Annotated in this window: 18 protein-coding genes; 8 read left to right on the top strand and 10 right to left on the bottom strand. The window is 31.3% G+C overall.

From position 1 onward, the window contains the following. Positions 1-5: 5 nt before the first annotated feature. Positions 6-1,967, bottom strand: coding sequence for a KUP/HAK/KT family potassium transporter (locus ACXX80_RS00355; protein ID WP_458551505.1), 1,962 nt, complete (start codon positions 1,965-1,967; stop codon positions 6-8). Positions 1,968-2,086: 119 nt separating this feature from the next. Continuing rightward, positions 2,087-3,493 carry a hypothetical protein gene (locus ACXX80_RS00350; protein WP_458551504.1) on the bottom strand — a complete coding sequence of 469 codons (1,407 nt, stop codon included), beginning with the start codon at positions 3,491-3,493 and terminating at the stop codon, positions 2,087-2,089. 116 nt (positions 3,494-3,609) lie between these two features. On the opposite strand from ACXX80_RS00350, the gene ACXX80_RS00345 reads away from it, so the two are divergent. Then, a complete protein-coding gene (locus ACXX80_RS00345) occupies positions 3,610-4,671 on the top strand; it encodes a WD40/YVTN/BNR-like repeat-containing protein (RefSeq protein ID WP_458551503.1) in 1,062 nt (353 codons plus the stop codon). Positions 4,672-4,742: 71 nt separating this feature from the next. Here the strand turns inward: ACXX80_RS00345 and ACXX80_RS00340 are convergent, their stop codons facing one another. From ACXX80_RS00340 to ACXX80_RS00320, 5 genes are all read right to left on the bottom strand, one after another. Next, on the bottom strand, positions 4,743-5,201 hold the full coding sequence (locus tag ACXX80_RS00340) for a sensor of ECF-type sigma factor (protein ID WP_458551501.1): 459 nt from the start codon (positions 5,199-5,201) through the stop codon (positions 4,743-4,745). A 48-nt stretch (positions 5,202-5,249) separates the two neighbouring features. After that, positions 5,250-5,666, bottom strand: coding sequence for a hypothetical protein (locus ACXX80_RS00335; RefSeq protein WP_458551500.1), 417 nt, complete (start codon positions 5,664-5,666; stop codon positions 5,250-5,252). A 33-nt stretch (positions 5,667-5,699) separates the two neighbouring features. Then, complete coding sequence (locus tag ACXX80_RS00330) at positions 5,700-6,242, bottom strand: RNA polymerase sigma factor (RefSeq protein WP_315208008.1); 543 nt, start codon at positions 6,240-6,242, stop codon at positions 5,700-5,702. Between the two features lie 61 nt (positions 6,243-6,303). Continuing rightward, positions 6,304-7,434, bottom strand: coding sequence for an SRPBCC family protein (locus ACXX80_RS00325; protein ID WP_458551499.1), 1,131 nt, complete (start codon positions 7,432-7,434; stop codon positions 6,304-6,306). Between the two features lie 282 nt (positions 7,435-7,716). After that, a complete protein-coding gene (locus tag ACXX80_RS00320) occupies positions 7,717-7,905 on the bottom strand; it encodes a hypothetical protein (protein WP_458551497.1) in 189 nt (62 codons plus the stop codon). Positions 7,906-7,986: 81 nt separating this feature from the next. Here ACXX80_RS00320 and ACXX80_RS00315 point away from each other — a divergent pair, with 81 nt between their 5' ends. Beyond that, on the top strand, positions 7,987-8,373 hold the full coding sequence (locus tag ACXX80_RS00315; RefSeq protein WP_458551496.1) for a pyrophosphohydrolase domain-containing protein: 387 nt from the start codon (positions 7,987-7,989) through the stop codon (positions 8,371-8,373). Positions 8,374-8,472: 99 nt separating this feature from the next. Here ACXX80_RS00315 and ACXX80_RS00310 read toward each other — a convergent pair whose 3' ends face one another. Further along, positions 8,473-9,540 (bottom strand): branched-chain amino acid aminotransferase, encoded by a 1,068-nt coding sequence (locus ACXX80_RS00310; protein WP_458551495.1) that lies wholly within the window; start codon positions 9,538-9,540, stop codon positions 8,473-8,475. A gap of 305 nt (positions 9,541-9,845) precedes the next feature. On the opposite strand from ACXX80_RS00310, the gene mnmC2 reads away from it, so the two are divergent. Next, positions 9,846-10,508 (top strand): tRNA (5-methylaminomethyl-2-thiouridine)(34)-methyltransferase MnmC2, encoded by a 663-nt coding sequence (mnmC2, locus tag ACXX80_RS00305; protein ID WP_458551493.1) that lies wholly within the window; start codon positions 9,846-9,848, stop codon positions 10,506-10,508. A gap of 169 nt (positions 10,509-10,677) precedes the next feature. Next, entirely contained in the window at positions 10,678-10,875 is a 198-nt protein-coding gene (locus tag ACXX80_RS00300; protein ID WP_099716298.1) for a hypothetical protein, read from the top strand. A 29-nt stretch (positions 10,876-10,904) separates the two neighbouring features. Here ACXX80_RS00300 and ACXX80_RS00295 read toward each other — a convergent pair whose 3' ends face one another. Beyond that, the gene (locus ACXX80_RS00295; RefSeq protein WP_315208017.1) at positions 10,905-11,846 is read right to left on the bottom strand and encodes a LysR substrate-binding domain-containing protein; all 942 of its coding nucleotides are present in this window, start codon (positions 11,844-11,846) and stop codon (positions 10,905-10,907) included. A 97-nt stretch (positions 11,847-11,943) separates the two neighbouring features. On the opposite strand from ACXX80_RS00295, the gene ACXX80_RS00290 reads away from it, so the two are divergent. The 4 genes from ACXX80_RS00290 (at position 11,944) to can (ending at position 15,318) form a co-directional block, all read left to right on the top strand. Continuing rightward, positions 11,944-12,423: a Dps family protein gene (locus ACXX80_RS00290; protein ID WP_458551491.1), complete on the top strand. Its 480-nt coding sequence runs from the start codon at positions 11,944-11,946 to the stop codon at positions 12,421-12,423. A gap of 129 nt (positions 12,424-12,552) precedes the next feature. Next, a complete protein-coding gene (locus tag ACXX80_RS00285) occupies positions 12,553-12,834 on the top strand; it encodes a hypothetical protein (protein WP_417953555.1) in 282 nt (93 codons plus the stop codon). Between the two features lie 86 nt (positions 12,835-12,920). Continuing rightward, positions 12,921-14,579 (top strand): SulP family inorganic anion transporter, encoded by a 1,659-nt coding sequence (locus ACXX80_RS00280; protein ID WP_458551490.1) that lies wholly within the window; start codon positions 12,921-12,923, stop codon positions 14,577-14,579. Positions 14,580-14,682: 103 nt separating this feature from the next. Next, positions 14,683-15,318, top strand: coding sequence for a carbonate dehydratase (gene can / locus ACXX80_RS00275; protein WP_113667103.1), 636 nt, complete (start codon positions 14,683-14,685; stop codon positions 15,316-15,318). 44 nt (positions 15,319-15,362) lie between these two features. On the opposite strand, the gene ACXX80_RS00270 is transcribed toward can, so the two are convergent. Continuing rightward, positions 15,363-16,562, bottom strand: a complete 1,200-nt coding sequence (locus ACXX80_RS00270; RefSeq protein ID WP_458551489.1) for an LETM1-related biofilm-associated protein — start codon at positions 16,560-16,562, stop codon at positions 15,363-15,365. Positions 16,563-16,677: the final 115 nt, after the last annotated feature.

The raw sequence follows: 16,677 nt of genomic DNA, 5'->3' as shown, positions 1-16,677 counted from the left end.
GAAGCTTATTTCACTCTTGTCAAGCCTATGTTCTCAGGGGCATGAAGTACCATTGGAAATTTCTCCACTTTTACAGAGCTGCTGTCTAGTCCAAATGCTCTTTCTTCGGATAAACTTAGTTTTTTGATAAAGAAATAAGAGTTCATAATTATTTTCTCATGCCAACGTAAATCACTGTCATTAGAAAGGAATTTTTCAGATAATACAAATTTGAAATCGCCTATGATATTGTTTTTGTTTAGAGATTCGTATCTACTGGTAATATCTACTTCTCCTTTTTGTACCATATCTTTAATTACTTCTTTAAACATCAGGTTTATTTTTGTAGGTTCTCTAAAACCTAAATTAAAGTCAACTCGATACAAATCATCTTTTACGATTTCGGTTACTTTATATTCGGTTTTATAAGGTTCAGTTAAGATATTTACATGTACAAACCAATAGATGTCAGCTCTTTTAGGTCTTTTTTGTAAAATAGAATACATTACTTTTTCTTCTATTTCATCTATTCTTCCTGCATTGGTCATATAAACTAAATGCGTTGCATATTTAGGTATTGATAAATCAGCACTTAGCTCAACGAGTACTTTTTTATAATCTTCAATTTTGACAATTTTGGTGTAGCTTTTGTTGATTTTTTTGGCTAAATACCAAATGGTCATTATACTTATTAAAGTTATTGCTATGAAAAGAGTAACATAGCCACCATCAGCAAACTTAGTGATATTTGCTGCCAGGAAACTAAATTCGATTGCTAAATATATCGTAATCAGCGGTACTATAAAATACAATTTTACTCTTTTCATTATCAAATAAAAATTAAGTAAAATAGTAGTCATAATCATGCATAATATGATAGCAAGACCGTAAGCATGTTCCATATTACTAGATTCTTCAAAGTGCAATACGATTCCAACACACCCAATAAACAATAACCAGTTTATCGATGGAATATATAACTGACCTTTTAATTCAGTAGGATATTTAATTTTTACTTTTGGCCAAAAATTCAATCGCATTGCTTCATTTATCAATGTGAATGAACCGCTAATTAATGCTTGCGATGCTATTACAGCAGCCATTGTTGCAATTACAATTCCAATGGGTTGAAACCAATCGGGCATGATAAGATAGAATGGGTTTCCATTTTTTCCGCCTAAACTTTGTAATGTTTCTCCTTCATGATGAATTAAATAAGCGGCTTGTCCGAAATAATTAAGTACTAAAGCTGTTTTTACAAAAATCCAACTGATTCTAATATTTTTTCGTCCACAATGTCCCATGTCTGAGTACAATGCTTCAGCACCGGTTGTACAAAGGAATACGAAACCTAAAACAAAAAAACCTTCCGGATGTATAGTTAATAAATGATAGGCATAATACGGATTAATAGCTTTTAATACTTCAGTGTTTTGAGAAATCTGTGTGATTCCTAGAACAGCAAGCATTCCAAACCAAATCAGCATCATTGGTGCAAAGAATTTACCAACTAATTTGGTTCCAAATTGTTGAATGGTAAAAAGTATAAATAGAATTCCTATAACAATTGGGATTGTATTTATTTCAGGATAATAGGTTCTGATTCCCTCAACTGCAGAAGATACTGAGATAGGAGGAGTAATAATTCCATCAGCGAGTAATGCACTTCCCCCAATTATTGCGGGGACTATTAACCATTGGATTTTTGTTTTTTTAACTAAAGCATATAATGCAAAAATACCGCCTTCTCCATGATTGTCAGCACTTAGGGTAATGATGACGTACTTTATAGTTGTTTGTAAGGTTAGTGTCCAAAAAACACATGAGATTCCGCCTAAAACAATATCAGCATTAATAACATGATCCCCAAGTATGGCTTTCATTACGTATAATGGTGAAGTTCCAATATCACCGTAAATTATTCCTAATGAAATTAATAATCCACCTAATGTCCATTTGCTATGGAGGTCTTTGTGTGAAGTGCTCATAAAAATTTTTTAAAAAACTGGTCAAATTTACACTTTTAAAATAAATTAACGCTTTTTATACAATAAAAAAAAACACGGCTGTATGAGCCGTGTTTCTTTATGTTTTTTATTGAAATCTTTTAAGACCTTCTGTTGTCATTTCTGGAGGAATTACCTCTTTGAGATTCATTTCTTTGAGGAGCTGATTCTCTTGAAGAATTACCTCTATTTTGTGACTCTGATCTCTGTGGAGCCGCTTGAGTAGAAGGGCTAGTTCTGTTTTGAGAATAATCTCTTTGAGAATTTCCTCTTTGTGGTGTTGACTCACTAGAAGAATTAGTTCTGTTTTGAGAATAATCTCTTTGAGAATTTCCTCTCTGTGGAGCCGCTTGAGTAGAAGGGCTAGTTCTGTTTTGAGAATAATCTCTTTGAGAATTTCCTCTCTGTGGAGCTGCTTGAGTAGAAGGGTTAGTTCTGTTTTGAGAGTAATCTCTTTGAGGATTTCCTCTCTGTGGAGCCGCTTGAGTAGAAGGACTAGTTCTGTTTTGAGAATAATCTCTTTGAGAATTTCCTCTTTGTGGCGTTGAATCACTAGAAGAATTAGTTCTGTTTTGAGAGTAATCTCTTTGAGAATTTCCTCTTTGTGGTGTTGCCTGACTAGAAGGATTAGTTCTGTTTTGAGAGTAATCTCTGCTAGAATTTCCTCTTTGTGGTGATACTTCTCTCGATGAACTAGTTCTGTTTTGAGAGTAATCTCTTTGAGATCCGGTTCTTCTGTTTGAGTTAGCCACTTCGTTTCTTGAACCTCTTCTTTGATCTAGTTCATAACGGTTTGTTACATTAGTATTTCTTCTGGAAAAGGAATAATTTGGGTGTTGTCTTTCATATCCATTTGAACGTCTAGAACTGTGAAGAACGATTGCACGTTCACTTCGTCTGTAATTAACATAATTGTAATTGTTGTTAATGTTCAAACTAATGTTGATATTATTTCTATATCTGAATATTGGGAACGGATTCCAGGCATAATAATAAGAAGGATAATAACCCCAATTCCAAGTAGAATAATAAGGGCGATAATTAGCAGACCAGAATGAAGCGTAAATTAGTGGAGTGCTATAATATACAGGCTCATAAATGTAATTTTGACCATACATATATACATCTCCTACAACTTGAACATGGATGTTGTTGTTTCTGTCTTTTTCAACGTCAATTGTAGCTACATCTTGATATACATCTGTATCTATAACAGATTGAATGATTATTACGTGAGTCCGATTTTCGACAGTTTCAATAACTCTCAAATAATCAACTTCATTGTCATCATTTAAATCTAAATTAGATATTTGCAGTTCAGGGTCATTCAGGCGACGTTCAAAATCTTGTAGATTTCTGGAGTCACCAAAAATAGAAGCAACAGCTCTCAAATCAAGGTTGTCACTGATTTCATTATTCATTGCATTTACTGATGTTCTATCTTGCGCCTGTATTTGAGTTGCGAAAACAGAAGTCAATAGACTCAATAGTAGCAGTTTCGTTTTCATAATTAATTGAATTAAGTTTGTCCTTTTTTTGATTATCCAATTACTGTGCCAATTAATTTAATCCTTATTTACTATTCTTATTATTAATTGTAAATTAGCCATAAAATGTATAAAAAATGAGAACTTTTTTTTTGATTCTATTGATTTCAAATGTTTTGATATCCTGTAAAACAGCCTATTTTACTGTGAAAAGCGATGCTTATGTTGAATTTAAGTCCGTTCTAGTTGACACATTATTTCAGGATAAAATAAGTATCAGAGCCATTTTATTTGATGCAAATAAAATTTGGTTTGCTGCTGATAAAGGAAGATTTGGTTTTTTTAATTTAGATAACAATCAAAAATTTGAAAGCAAAATTATCAAAGATTCTTTAAAGCTGGAATTTAGAAGTAATGCCAAAACAAAAAAGCATATTTTTATTCTAAATGTTGGAAATCCTGCTTTGTTATATCAAATTTCAAAAGACGGAAAAAAAACAAAATTAGTGTACCAAGAAAATCATGAGAAAGTGTTTTATGATAGTATGCAATTTTGGAATGATAAGGAAGGAATAGCGATGGGAGATCCAATTGCTGATTGCTTAAACATAATAATCACTCGTGATGGTGGAAATTCATGGAGTAAGGTCCCGTCGGATAAATTGCCAAAGGTGATGGATGGAGAAGCTGCTTTTGCGGCAAGCAACACTAATATTATTATTAAAGGGAATAATACTTGGATTGTTTCCGGCGGAAAAAAATCGAGAGTTTTTTATTCTCCAGATAAGGGAAATACATGGACAGTGTATGAAACTCCAATAGTGCAAGGAAAATCAATGACAGGAATTTTTACTGCAGATTTTTTTGATGCTCAAAATGGATTTATAGCCGGAGGAGATTATGAAGTGCGAAATCAAAATTTTTCTAATAAAGCAATCACAACTGATGGCGGAAAAACGTGGAAGCTAATAGCAGAAAATCAAGCTTTTGGATACGCTTCTTGTGTGCAATATATTCCTGAAAGTAACGGAAAAGGGCTGGTAACGATTGGTTTTTCAGGAATGTACTATTCCTCGGATGGTGGTAATTCATGGAAGCAATTATCTACTGATTCCACTCTTAATACCATCAGGTTTATAGATAAGCATACGGCAATTGCTGCGGGGCAAAATAAAATGATTCGCATCAGTTTTAAATAATTAAAAATACCCTAAGTCCTATATAATGAGAGCTTAGGGTATTTTTTTTGAACTAATAAAAATAAAAAATATTATTTTTTTTGACCTTTGTTACGATATTGGTGCAGCAATTTTCTATTGAAATCTTCTTCTGCTTTTTTAAGTTTAACTATTTTCACGGCTGGTAAAATTGTTCTCACATTTTGCATGAATTTTTTTCGTAATAAAAATAACTCTTCTTCAGTATCTTCTATTTGGGCCAAAAAGGCATTTGCTTCTTTTTCAGTTATTTTATCCAGTGAGCCATCATTCATTCTTCTCATGTAGGTTTTCATTTTTTGATGTCTCAGTTCAAACTGTTTGTCGTCAAATGTATTGTAGATGGGCCAGAATCTTTCTGCTTCATTAGCTGTGAAGTCTAATTCAGTTGTGAAAAAAGCTACTTTTAAAGCTTTTATTTGCTCTTTTTTCTCTTTCATACTTTCGCCTTGAGCGTAAAAGTTAAAAGAAACGAATAGCAATAGTATTGGTAATAATTTTTTTAGATTCATTTTTTATTTATTTAATTATAGCTTTAAAGGAAAGCTTTACAGTCTGGTTTATTCTAAAATAAGATTTTCTAAGTTTGAATTTGTTGATAAATGATCTTCTATCGCTTCATCTTCTAAAACAATACCTGTTTTTATGTTATTAATATCTTCGGTTTCTAATACACTTATCAAATCATATTGATTTACATTAGATTGATACGTAATGTAATTTTCTAAAGCCGCAGCATCTAATTCTTGTGTGTTTGTCGAAGAAGGACTTAAAATTGGAATCATCAGAGCTAGTATTAAAACTGCTGCTGCTGCCATCATAATTAAAGTTGTTCTTTTTTGAAAAATAGAAATTACTTTTGGCTCGTTTCTAGGTAATTGCTCCATCATTTTGATTGAAAAATTTTCAAAATAATGGTCTGGAGTTTTAAATCCAGTTTCAATTTTAGGTTCGTTCTCTAATTTAAATGTTTTCATAATGTGCTTTAGACAGTGTTACAGCTAAAAGGTTTAATTTGTCGAAACAAAAGCTTCAATTTTTTTAACGGCAAGATGATAGGATGCTTTTAATCCACCAACGCTGGTTCCCAGAATTTCCGATATTTCCTCGTATTTCAGTTCTTGAAAATATTTCATTTTAAAAACCAATTGTTGCTTTTCGGGCAATAATGCAATCGCTTTCTGTAATTTTATTTGAATTTCATTTCCGTCAAAAAAAACGTCGGCTTCCAAATTATCAATAGTTTTGTTTTGTAAAGTTTCGGATGAAATACCACTTGTTTTTGATTTTTGTTTCAAAAACGTCAAGGCTTCATTCGTAGCAATGCGATACATCCATGAAAAAAGTTTACTTTCTCCTTTGAAATTTTTTACATTTTGAAATATTTTTATAAAAGTATTCTGCAAGACATCATCAGCATCATCGTGATTCAAAACAATGTTACGGATATGATTGTATAACGGTCTTTGATAATCCTGCAATAACTGCTGAAACGCTTGATTTTGCGTTTTAGGGTCTAACAAGTGATTTATAAATTCCTTTTCTTCTTGCAAAGCGATTATTTAAGAGTTAGAATAGAATTTATTAAAAAGGTTTAATCAGCTACAAAAAATTTTAAAATTCAGATTGTTCTTCTTCCTTATTTATTACTGGTGCAGGCGTTTTTACGGCTTCAGACGCCTTTGTAACAGCTGGAGTGAAAGCCTTTGAAGGAATTACTGGAATTGCTTTAGGTTTTATTGGATAATAAATTTCCGTAACCCATTTTGAAGGGTTTTTAATTTCTGTTTTGCTAATGGTGAAATTCTCTACATGAGAAAATGTTGGGTCAAGAGCAATTCGATTGGTATAAATATATGTTTTTGCTTTATCCAAAGCTTTTTTCGTATGCGAGTAATCCCCAGTTAAAGTAGTTTTAATGGCTTCAAATGGTTCCAGTTTTCCGGTTAAAATATCACTTCCTGAACTCGTTAAGATTTGATTTTTTATTGGTACACAAAAAGATAATTTGGTCAAACCACTTACGGTGTCATAAGTGTGATAAATTATAAATGGTTTTCCGTTTAATTCGATATTGTTTTGTTCGCAAAAAGTAATCATTTTTGGGAATACGATTTGACCATTTTTAATGACTTTTGAAATTTCACTAGTAAAGGTTTGTCTCAAATAGAAGGTTCCAAGTTTTTTTACTAATCCATTTACTTTTACCGCATAAGTATTTATTTCAAAATCAAGAGTTTTGTCTAAGTTAGCTAAACTCTTTTCATATGTTTCGCCTATAATTTTATTTATTCCCCCATTAAAAGCAGTATAAACTTTCATGGTGAAACTCATTTTTCCGGTTGTTTTCCATGTCACTTTTGTTCCGCCTATAGTATCCTTAAAACTCCAAAAAACAGATGAGGAAGTTCCATCATAATTCATTTTTTGAGAAATACTGTCATTTTCTTTTACAAAAACGGTCAACATATCTCCAGTTCCCTCTTTTCCTTCCCATGAAATGGTAGCTCCAGGGCCAATTGTTTTTTTAGGGTATGTAATTTGCATTTCAGGATCTTCAACAATCCATGAACTAAAATCTTCCCAGTTTCTATAATCATTAACAAAATTAAATACGGTAGATTTTGGAGAATTTATGATTTGACTTCTTTCTACGGTAAAATCTCCTTTTTGAGTTGCCACAAAAATGGAAAGCGCCACTAAACTTAGCAATAGTAAAAGAAATAAGTATTTTAAAATCCTCATAATATACAGGTTTGTTAATTTTTGTAAAGTTAAAGATTTTATTTACAAGTCACTGAAAGTGTTAAATAAATATAGATGATTTTCTAGATAAAGAATGTTTGTCACTTTATTTTTGGTTTTAATTTAAAGAAGACTTTACGATATTCGATTGTGTTCAACTGATCCGTTTTTGAAGAAAAAACTAAATTCGTATATCCATTTAGTTTAGTAAGTCTTTATTGTTGAGTGTTTTAAATTAAAATGTCCACTATTTAGCGGACATTATTTGTTTGGTTTAAAACACTAACGTTTGAAAAATACTTTTATTAAAAATAAAATCCCAATAAAAACCCCAAATCCTATTAGAATCTTGTAATTTCCTTTATAAAACTCTTTATGTATTTTTATATCTTTTCGATAGGCATAAATTGCTGCGATAATAAATGCAACTAAAAACAAGCCTGCAAACACTAATTGACCTTGACTAAACATAGTTTAAATTATTTCCGGCAAATTTAGTTAATAGTTTAGAAATAGTTGCTAATTTGCCTTTTCATTTAACAAAATAAAAAGATGCAAAAACAGATAAACTCAGTTAAAGAATTTCATACGACTTTTAAAATAGGTCACAGTGAAATTCCTACAGCTAATTTAGGGGAAAGTAAACACACGCTTCGTTACAACTTAATGAAAGAGGAAAACGAAGAATATCTTGAAGCAGTTCAGAATAATGATTTAGTAGAAATTGCAGATGCATTAGGTGATATGATGTATATTCTATGCGGAACCATTATCGAACATGGTTTGCAACATAAAATTGAAGCAGTTTTTGACGAAATCCAACGTAGTAATATGAGTAAGTTAGGTGAAGACGGGAAACCTATTTATCGCGAAGATGGGAAAGTCATGAAAGGACCTAATTATTTCAAACCTGATTTTTCTAAAATAATAGAAGAATAGCGCATAATGTTTAAAGTTTTATTGATGCATAGATTATGATATAAAAAAAAGCGATTTTCACAGTGAAAATCGCTTTTTTAAAATTATCAAATCTTAGAATTATACTTTAACAGTCCATCCAAAAGTATCCTCTTCTAATTTATTTTGGATGTTTTCCAATTTAGTTTTTAGTTGTAAAGCCATTGTGAATTCAATTTTTGGCAATTCATAATAAACATCCTGATAAGAAAATCCAGAAATTGGACTTACTACAGCAGCAGTTCCAGCACCAAAAATTTCTTTCAAAGTTCCATTTTTAGCAGCCTCAACAAGTTCAGATACTAATACGGAACGAATTTCTACATCTATACCTATACTTTTTGCTAAATCAATAAGTGTTTTTCTGGTCACACCATCAAGAATTCTCTCACTTACAGGAGCAGTTAGCAATGTATCATTTATTCTAAAAAATACATTCATAGTTCCCGCTTCCTCCAGTTTGGTATGCGTAGCATCATCAGTCCAAATTACCTGTTGAAAACCTTCTTTATTTGCTAAATTAGTTGGGTAAAATTGAGCAGCATAATTTCCGGCAGCTTTTGCAGCTCCTATTCCTCCATTTGCAGCTCTACTGAAATGTTCTGCAATAAGTACTTTTACATCACCAGAATAATAAGAACTCACAGGCGATAAAATAATCATGAATTTATAGTCATTAGAAGGATTAGCAATTACTCCAGTACCAGTTGCAATCATAAATGGTCTGATGTACATGGCATTTCCTTTTCCTTTTTTAATCCAAGCTTCGTCTAATTGCAACAATTGATTCAAACCGCTCATAAATATTTCTTCAGGAACTTCTGGCATAGCCATTCTTACTGCAGAGGTGTTAAAACGCTTGTAGTTTTCATCAGGTCTAAAAAGCCAAACATCATCATTCTCGTCTTTGTAGGCTTTCATACCTTCAAAAATTGCTTGACCATAATGAAAAACTCTTGTAGATGGGTCTAACAAAAATGGTGCATAAGGTTTAATGACCGGTTTTTGCCATTCCCCATTTTTATAATCACATTCAAATAGATGATCTGTAAAAACAGAACCAAAGCTTAAGTTTGAAAAATCAACCTCGTTTATTTTTGTAGAGGAGGCTTTTAATGTTTCAATTTTGTTAGTTTGAGTAGTACTCATAGTAATATATTGTTTTTTTGATTTTTTTTTAAATGACAAACTGTAGCTTAAAAAAACTTAATGTCCATAAGTTGAAGTTTAATCTTTGCAAAATTAAATAAAAATCAACAAAAGACTTGTCAAAAAACTATTAATTATAGCATTTAACTAAGATTTGTTTACATTTTAAAAAAAACAAAAAAATCATGCCCATTTCTATTGATTATACAATAAATATAGATTTTTCAGAGGCAAACGTATTAGATTTTGATTAATTTTGGACAAACATTGTAGCTTTTAATCCAATATAACCTCAAAATGCGATTTTGAAAAGAGAAATAATCCAAACACTTGATGGTTCAACTACCATTCACATAGCAGAATGGGACGAATGTTATCATTCTAAACATGGTGCTATACAGGAAGCACAGCATGTCTTTATTAAAAATGGTCTTTCATTATTTAAAAGTAGAAATGTTTCTATTTTGGAAATAGGATTTGGCACAGGCTTAAATGCCTTTATTACTTTGCTGGAGTCAAAAAAAATGCAGCAATCAATTGATTACGTTGGAGTAGAAGCCTACCCAATTTCCGTAGATGAAGTTTTACTGATGAATTATGTCGCAGAATTAAATGCAAGTCAAGAAAGTGCAATTTTCGATAAAATGCATGAAAGTAATTGGGGAGAAAAAATTGATTTAAGAGATGATTTTTCACTTACGAAAAGGAAACAGTTTTTTGAAGAAATTGATGATGTTGATAAATTTGATTTGATTTATTTTGATGCTTTTGGATATAGAGTACAACCTGAATTGTGGAGCACTGCTATTTTTGAGAAGATGTATAAGGCGCTTAAAGCGAATGGTGTGCTGGTTACTTATGCCGCTCGAGGAGTTGTAAAAAGAAGTATGATTGAAGTGGGCTTTACTGTTGAAAAACTTGCCGGACCACCTGGAAAAAGAGAAATGTTTCGTGCTAGAAAAGGATAATAGTTATTGTTTAAATAGTTTGTTTTCAGTGATTTAATTTTTTTAATCCAAAACTCATGAATTAAAAACAAAAAAATTAAAACTAAGTTAAATAGTTATGTAGTAATAAAAAAAAATGTACTTTTACAAGACTTTAGAATCCAAATCTAACTAAAAATCAACGTTTACTATGTCAAAAATCATGTATGACTATACAAAATCAATTTTAGAACGAGTGAGTTTTGATCCATTGCTTTTTTGCAAGGAATTAGAAAAAGCCATCAAAACATTATTACCATACGAAATGGAGCAATTGCGAGAATGGTTATTAAATTTTACAATTGGAAAACCAGAATTAAAACAATGTTTACTAATCGTAAATTCATAAAAAAAGGAACCGCAAAACGGTTCCTTTTTTTATTTTTTAGGAAGAGAACTTATAATTTGAACATTTTGAAATACGATAGCACCTTTTACAACTCCTGCAATTGTATTTCGAAGCGCATCAATTATCTGTATTTTTAATTCGCTCTTAGGAAAGATGAGGCTGACCTCTCTGGCAGGTTTAGGTTCCTTAAAATGGCGTAGTTTTAATTTGTCCGTTTCTTTCAAGTCTAAGGTATGTAAGTAGGGAAGCAATGTTGTCCCTAAACCTTCGTCGGCTAATTTTATAAGAGTTTCAAAACTTCCGCTTTCAATTTGGAAACGACTCGTTTCATTTTTACTTACATTTTTGCATAAATTTAAAATCCCGTCTCGGAAACAGTGTCCGTCTTGCAATAGCAAGATTTCGTCTAAGTTTAAGTCAGAAACTTCTATTTCATCCTTCTGAAAATGATGGTGACTTTCCGGAATGTAGGCTACAAAAGGCTCGTAATACAATACAATTTCTTTTATTTTTTCCTCCATCAAAGGAGTCGCGGCAATGGCAGCATCGAGGTGACCATTGTTTAGTTTTATTATAATTTCTTCCGTATTTAACTCTTCGATTATGAGTTTTACTTTAGGATATTTTTTTATAAAATTATTCAGGAACATTGGCAATAGCGTAGGCATAATGGTTGGTATAATTCCCAATCTGAATTCGCCGCCAATAAATCCTTTTTGTTGTTCTACAATATCCTGAATCCTATCAGCCTCGTTGACGATGTTTTTTGCTTGATTTACAATTTTTTGACCAATATCAGTAAGTTGAATTGGTTTTTTAGTTCTGTCGAATATCTGAATACTTAATTCTTCTTCTATTTTTTGAATTTGCATGCTCAATGTAGGTTGAGTTACAAAACACTTTTCGGCAGCTAGAGTAAAATTTTTGTGTTCGGCTACAGCTAGAACATATTTTAATTGAGTAATTGTCATCTTTTATAGTAATATCTGATGCAAATATAAAAACAATCAATTTAACTTATAGTGTAAACATCAGTTTTCTTATCTAGATTTGCTTAAAATAAAAATTATGAAAACAAATATTTTAGGATTACCGGTAAAAGAATCAGAATTGATTGTTAGTGAATTGAATATTTTGTTATCTAATTTTCAAATTTATTATCAAAATTTAAGAGGAATTCATTGGAATATTAGAGGCAAACGTTTTTTTGATTTGCATGTGAAATTTGAAGAATTATATACAGATGCCCACATAAAAATTGATTTAATTGCCGAAAGAGTTCTTACTGTTGGTGGAACACCACTGCATACTTTTGAAGATTACATAAATAATAATCAGTTAGTTGTAGGTAAAAACATTTCAAACGATGAAAAAGCAGTACATTTAATTGTCACGTCATTGTCTCATTTGTTAAAGATAGAAAGGGAAATTCTTAAGAAAGCGGGTGAAATTAATGACGAAGGAACAAATTCAATGATGAGTGATTTTATATCAGAACAGGAAAAGACGATTTGGATGATGCAAGCTTGGTTAGAAGAAAGTTTGTAGTTTTATACGAATTTAAAAAAAGTGTGATGAAATGAATTAACTTTTTTCTATTTTTATTAAATGTTAATTTTTTTTTAAATTTAGAAAAACCATTGCTTATTTAATAAACTTAATTCTATTTTTGCGCAAATGAAAATGATATCTAAAATATTTTTAATTCTATTTATCGCTTTTCTCATCACTCCAACGATAGTTACCGTGATTGAGAAAAGTGCAGATATTTCTATTTTCTACAGTGTTTCCGAAGAAGAACATGCGCACAAAGAAATTAAGACTTTTTTTTATTTAGAATCTCCTACCGAAGTTATTACTTCATCGAGATTATCCTCTAGTGCTATTCTATCTGAGAATTTATCAAAACACGACAATATCACCTCCTCGATATTCATACCTCCGCCCAACGAAGTTTAATACAATTTTCGATTTTAATTTTTTAAAATCAATTTTCACATATGGCATGTGAACAAATTTTTGTATTCAATTTTTAGTTCGGTATTATGACAAAAAAAATCAATCTTTTTGCTAACCTTAAATCTGATTTTGCGTCTGGTTTAGTGGTTTTCTTGGTGGCGCTACCATTGTGTTTAGGTATTGCAATGGCTTCAGGTGCTCCTTTATTTTCAGGAATTATTTCAGGGATTATAGGAGGAATAGTTGTAGGTTATTTAAGTACTTCTAACATAAGTGTGTCTGGACCTGCCGCAGGTCTTACTGCAATTGTTCTTACTGCAGTAACAGATTTAGGTGCTTTCGATATTTTTTTAACTGCAGTTTTCATAGCAGGTCTTTTACAATTGATATTAGGATTTGTCAAAGCAGGAAGTATCTCTAATTATTTTCCAACGAATGTTATTGAAGGAATGTTAGCAGGGATTGGAATTATTATTATTCTGAAACAATTACCGCACGCTTTTGGTTACGACAATGATTTTGAAGGCGATCAAGCATTTTCACAAACCGATGGCAGTAACACCTTTTCTGCGTTGTTTAATATTTTTGATTATATCCAAATAGGCTCCATTGTTATTACATTGGTTTCAATGGCGATTTTGATCTCTTGGGATAAAGTTCCTTTTTTGAAAAAATTAAAATTAGTTCCTGGAGCTTTAATTGCTGTTGCTCTAGGTGTTATTTTGAATGAGATTTTCATTGGTACTGGAAGTGCTTTGACCATTGGAAAAGAACATTTAGTTTCTTTGCCGGTTCCATCATCTTTCGAAGAATTTAAATCAATTATTGTAACGCCTAATCTTTCAGGAGTTACTAATCCTAAAGTTTGGGTAGTAGCATTTACAATTGCAATTGTTGCTTCTATCGAGACGCTTTTAAGCATTGAAGCGTCTGATAGAATGGATGTTCAAAAACGCTATACAGACACTAATAAGGAATTAAAAGCACAAGGAATTGGTAATATGATGAGTTCTCTTTTAGGAGGTTTACCCTTAACATCTGTAATTGTACGTTCTTCTGCAAATAGTAATTCAGGAGCCAAATCTAAAATGTCGACCATCATCCACGGATTTTTATTGTTGATCAGTGTACTTGCCATTCCAGTAATTCTGAATAAAATACCGTTAGCTACTTTAGCAGCTATCTTAATTTTAATTGGATATAAACTGGCTAAACCAGCTACATTCAAACATTTTTGGGAGAAAGGAAAGTATCAATTTGTACCTTTTATAGCCACATTATTGGCGGTAGTATTTTTGGATTTATTGAAAGGTGTTGCTCTTGGAATTATGATTAGTATTATTTTTGTTTTAAAAGGGAATCTTAAAAGAGCTTATTACTTTAGAAAAGAGGAATATGCAGATGGCGATGTAATTCATATTGATTTAGCTCAGGAAGTTTCTTTCTTGAATAAAGCAGCAATCAAACAAACATTAAATCATATTCCGGAAAATTCTAAGGTCATAATTGATGCAAAAGATACGGTTTATATTGCGCATGATATTTTGGATTTAATCCATGAATTTAAAACGACCAGAGCATTAGATAATAATATAAAAGTGAAGCTGAAAGGATTTAAAAAAGCGTATCAGTTAGAAAACACTGATGGCTCACAAAATCATGTTTCTATTGAGCATTACTATGATGCTGCCAAAAGAGTTATGGTTAAAAAGGTTGCAACAGATGAAGAATTCATCAAAGAATAAAACTAAAATTAATTAGGTATTAAATTTTAAAAAAAAGAGTTTCTTTACATTGTATCGAAAAGTTACTAAACGTTTGTATTAATAAAATAATTACACAAAGATTATGAGCGATTTTTATAAAAAAATATTAGAGAATAATAAAAAATGGGTTGAAACTTCTTTAGCGAGTGACCCAAATTATTTCCAAGATCTTGCCAAAGGTCAAACACCTCCATTATTATGGATAGGTTGTTCAGATAGTAGGGTTCCTGCCAATGAAATCGTGGGGGCAAAACCCGGAGAAGTTTTTGTACACAGAAACATTGCCAATATGGTTGTGCATAGTGATATGAATATGTTGAGCGTATTGGATTATGCCGTGAATGTATTGAAAGTAAAACACGTTTTAGTTTGCGGACATTATGGTTGTGGTGGTGTTAAAGCGGCAATGGGCAATGATTCTATTGGTATTATTGATAACTGGATTCGTCACATCAAAGATGTATATCGTTTGCATAGTGCTTATTTAGATTCAATTGAGGATGAAACAGATCGTTTTAATACTTTTGTAGAATTGAACGTAAAAGAACAGGTTTTTGATTTAGCTAAAACCTCAATCGTTCAGGCAGCTTGGAGAAACGGTCAAGATTTGACTTTACACGGATGGGCTTATGGACTGAACTCGGGTTTTGTAACAGATTTAGAGGTTAACATCAGTTCCGAAAAAGATTTGGATGCGGTTTACCAGTTAAAATTTTAATTAAAGAATTATATTATAAAATCCGCTTTTAAGCGGATTTTTTTTTATTCGGTATCCAGATTTTCATTAAAAGCAGAAGGTAATAACGTAGGTATGAATTTGATTAAAATAGGCAACAATAAACTGCCACCAGGAAGTAAAAATATAGTCAACGAAGGAATGGTTTTACAAATTTCCAACAGTTGTTTTTTGACTTTTTTCTTTTCTTTTTCGTCCAAATCTCTTCGAGTAGAGTAGGCCAATAAAACCATTAATTCTTTGCTTTGCACAATTTCCTTTATCAACCTATTTTTATTACGGCTTATAAGCGTAACAACACTTTGAGTAGTTTGATCGTAAAAATGCTTGACAGGATTTGAATAGTTGAAATACGGTATTTCTTTTTTATGTTTGGTTATAAAAGCATCGGTACTGTCTATACTTTGTTTTACAAAATCATCTGAAACCGATACTGTTTCAGCCAGTGAATGTAAAAAATAGGCCTCATTGTTTTCAATTTTGCCATCGCTCCATAAAGCCATTCCGGCAATATCTATCAAATAATATTGTTCTAATTCATTCGTGAAATAATCCAATTGAAGTGTTTCCAGACTTTGTACAGAGATTCGGGAAAATTTGCTGTAACGTATGGAGGCTTCAAAAAGTTTTATTAATAAATCATCATATTGCGATTTTTTAGATTTAATTTTTAAAGCCAGCGTCACAATATTTACAATTGTTTCTTCAATTTTCTTCAGGTATTTTTCTGGAATTTCACCATGTATTAAGTATTGGCGAAAAGCCAAGACATCTATAAAAAGTAACGCATTAGTTACCAGATGGGAGAAATTTTTACTGATAATACTATCATTCGTTTGAACACGTTCATCAATTATTTTTTCGAGTGTTAAGGAAAGAGAATTTTTAGGCAGTATTTTTTTAAACAAACTAAAACCTTGAGGATTCATTTGGTTGTAAAAAGCAACCGTTTGTTTAATGAAATTTTCAGAACTGATTTCGTCATTGGTCAAACAAAAAATACCGTATAAAGTATTTAATAGTGCAACTTTAGAAATCTCTTCTTTGAACCAACCTTTGGTTTCAATTGTGTTTACGGTGTCAAATGTGATTATGTGCCCATAAATAAATCCAGTTTCTCTAACTTTTTGATAAAATGTATCTGTAGTTTTAGAAACCGTTTTCTCTGAAATTTTTTGTTCAACAAAAAATTTATCTATCCAACCTGATGCCGAAGGGTTAATCATTGCTTTAATTTGAAGGTACAAAGCTATACTTTTTTGCGGTAGTTTTACCTTGTGTTTTTTAGTTTAACACAGATTCTACAATTAATTAGTGTTGTTTTTTTAGTTTTAAACAAGA

Source organism: Flavobacterium sp. GNP002 (genome assembly GCF_054343795.1).
Note: the sequence above shows the minus strand (reverse complement) of the source record. Positions and strands in the feature narration are given on the sequence as shown.

Bases quoted from the DNA above. Each gene is read 5' to 3' on its own strand.
- ACXX80_RS00355 (WP_458551505.1), bottom strand. From the start codon at position 1,967: ATGAGCACTTCACACAAAGACCTCCATAGCAAATGGACATTAGGTGGA.
- ACXX80_RS00350 (WP_458551504.1), bottom strand. From the start codon at position 3,493: ATGAAAACGAAACTGCTACTATTGAGTCTATTGACTTCTGTTTTCGCA.
- ACXX80_RS00345 (WP_458551503.1), top strand. From the start codon at position 3,610: ATGAGAACTTTTTTTTTGATTCTATTGATTTCAAATGTTTTGATATCC.
- ACXX80_RS00340 (WP_458551501.1), bottom strand. From the start codon at position 5,201: ATGAATCTAAAAAAATTATTACCAATACTATTGCTATTCGTTTCTTTT.
- ACXX80_RS00335 (WP_458551500.1), bottom strand. From the start codon at position 5,666: ATGAAAACATTTAAATTAGAGAACGAACCTAAAATTGAAACTGGATTT.
- ACXX80_RS00325 (WP_458551499.1), bottom strand. From the start codon at position 7,434: ATGAGGATTTTAAAATACTTATTTCTTTTACTATTGCTAAGTTTAGTG.
- ACXX80_RS00320 (WP_458551497.1), bottom strand. From the start codon at position 7,905: ATGTTTAGTCAAGGTCAATTAGTGTTTGCAGGCTTGTTTTTAGTTGCA.
- ACXX80_RS00315 (WP_458551496.1), top strand. From the start codon at position 7,987: ATGCAAAAACAGATAAACTCAGTTAAAGAATTTCATACGACTTTTAAA.
- ACXX80_RS00310 (WP_458551495.1), bottom strand. From the start codon at position 9,540: ATGAGTACTACTCAAACTAACAAAATTGAAACATTAAAAGCCTCCTCT.
- ACXX80_RS00300 (WP_099716298.1), top strand. From the start codon at position 10,678: ATGTCAAAAATCATGTATGACTATACAAAATCAATTTTAGAACGAGTG.
- ACXX80_RS00295 (WP_315208017.1), bottom strand. From the start codon at position 11,846: ATGACAATTACTCAATTAAAATATGTTCTAGCTGTAGCCGAACACAAA.
- ACXX80_RS00290 (WP_458551491.1), top strand. From the start codon at position 11,944: ATGAAAACAAATATTTTAGGATTACCGGTAAAAGAATCAGAATTGATT.
- ACXX80_RS00285 (WP_417953555.1), top strand. From the start codon at position 12,553: ATGAAAATGATATCTAAAATATTTTTAATTCTATTTATCGCTTTTCTC.
- ACXX80_RS00280 (WP_458551490.1), top strand. From the start codon at position 12,921: ATGACAAAAAAAATCAATCTTTTTGCTAACCTTAAATCTGATTTTGCG.
- can (WP_113667103.1), top strand. From the start codon at position 14,683: ATGAGCGATTTTTATAAAAAAATATTAGAGAATAATAAAAAATGGGTT.
- ACXX80_RS00270 (WP_458551489.1), bottom strand. From the start codon at position 16,562: ATGATTAACCCTTCGGCATCAGGTTGGATAGATAAATTTTTTGTTGAA.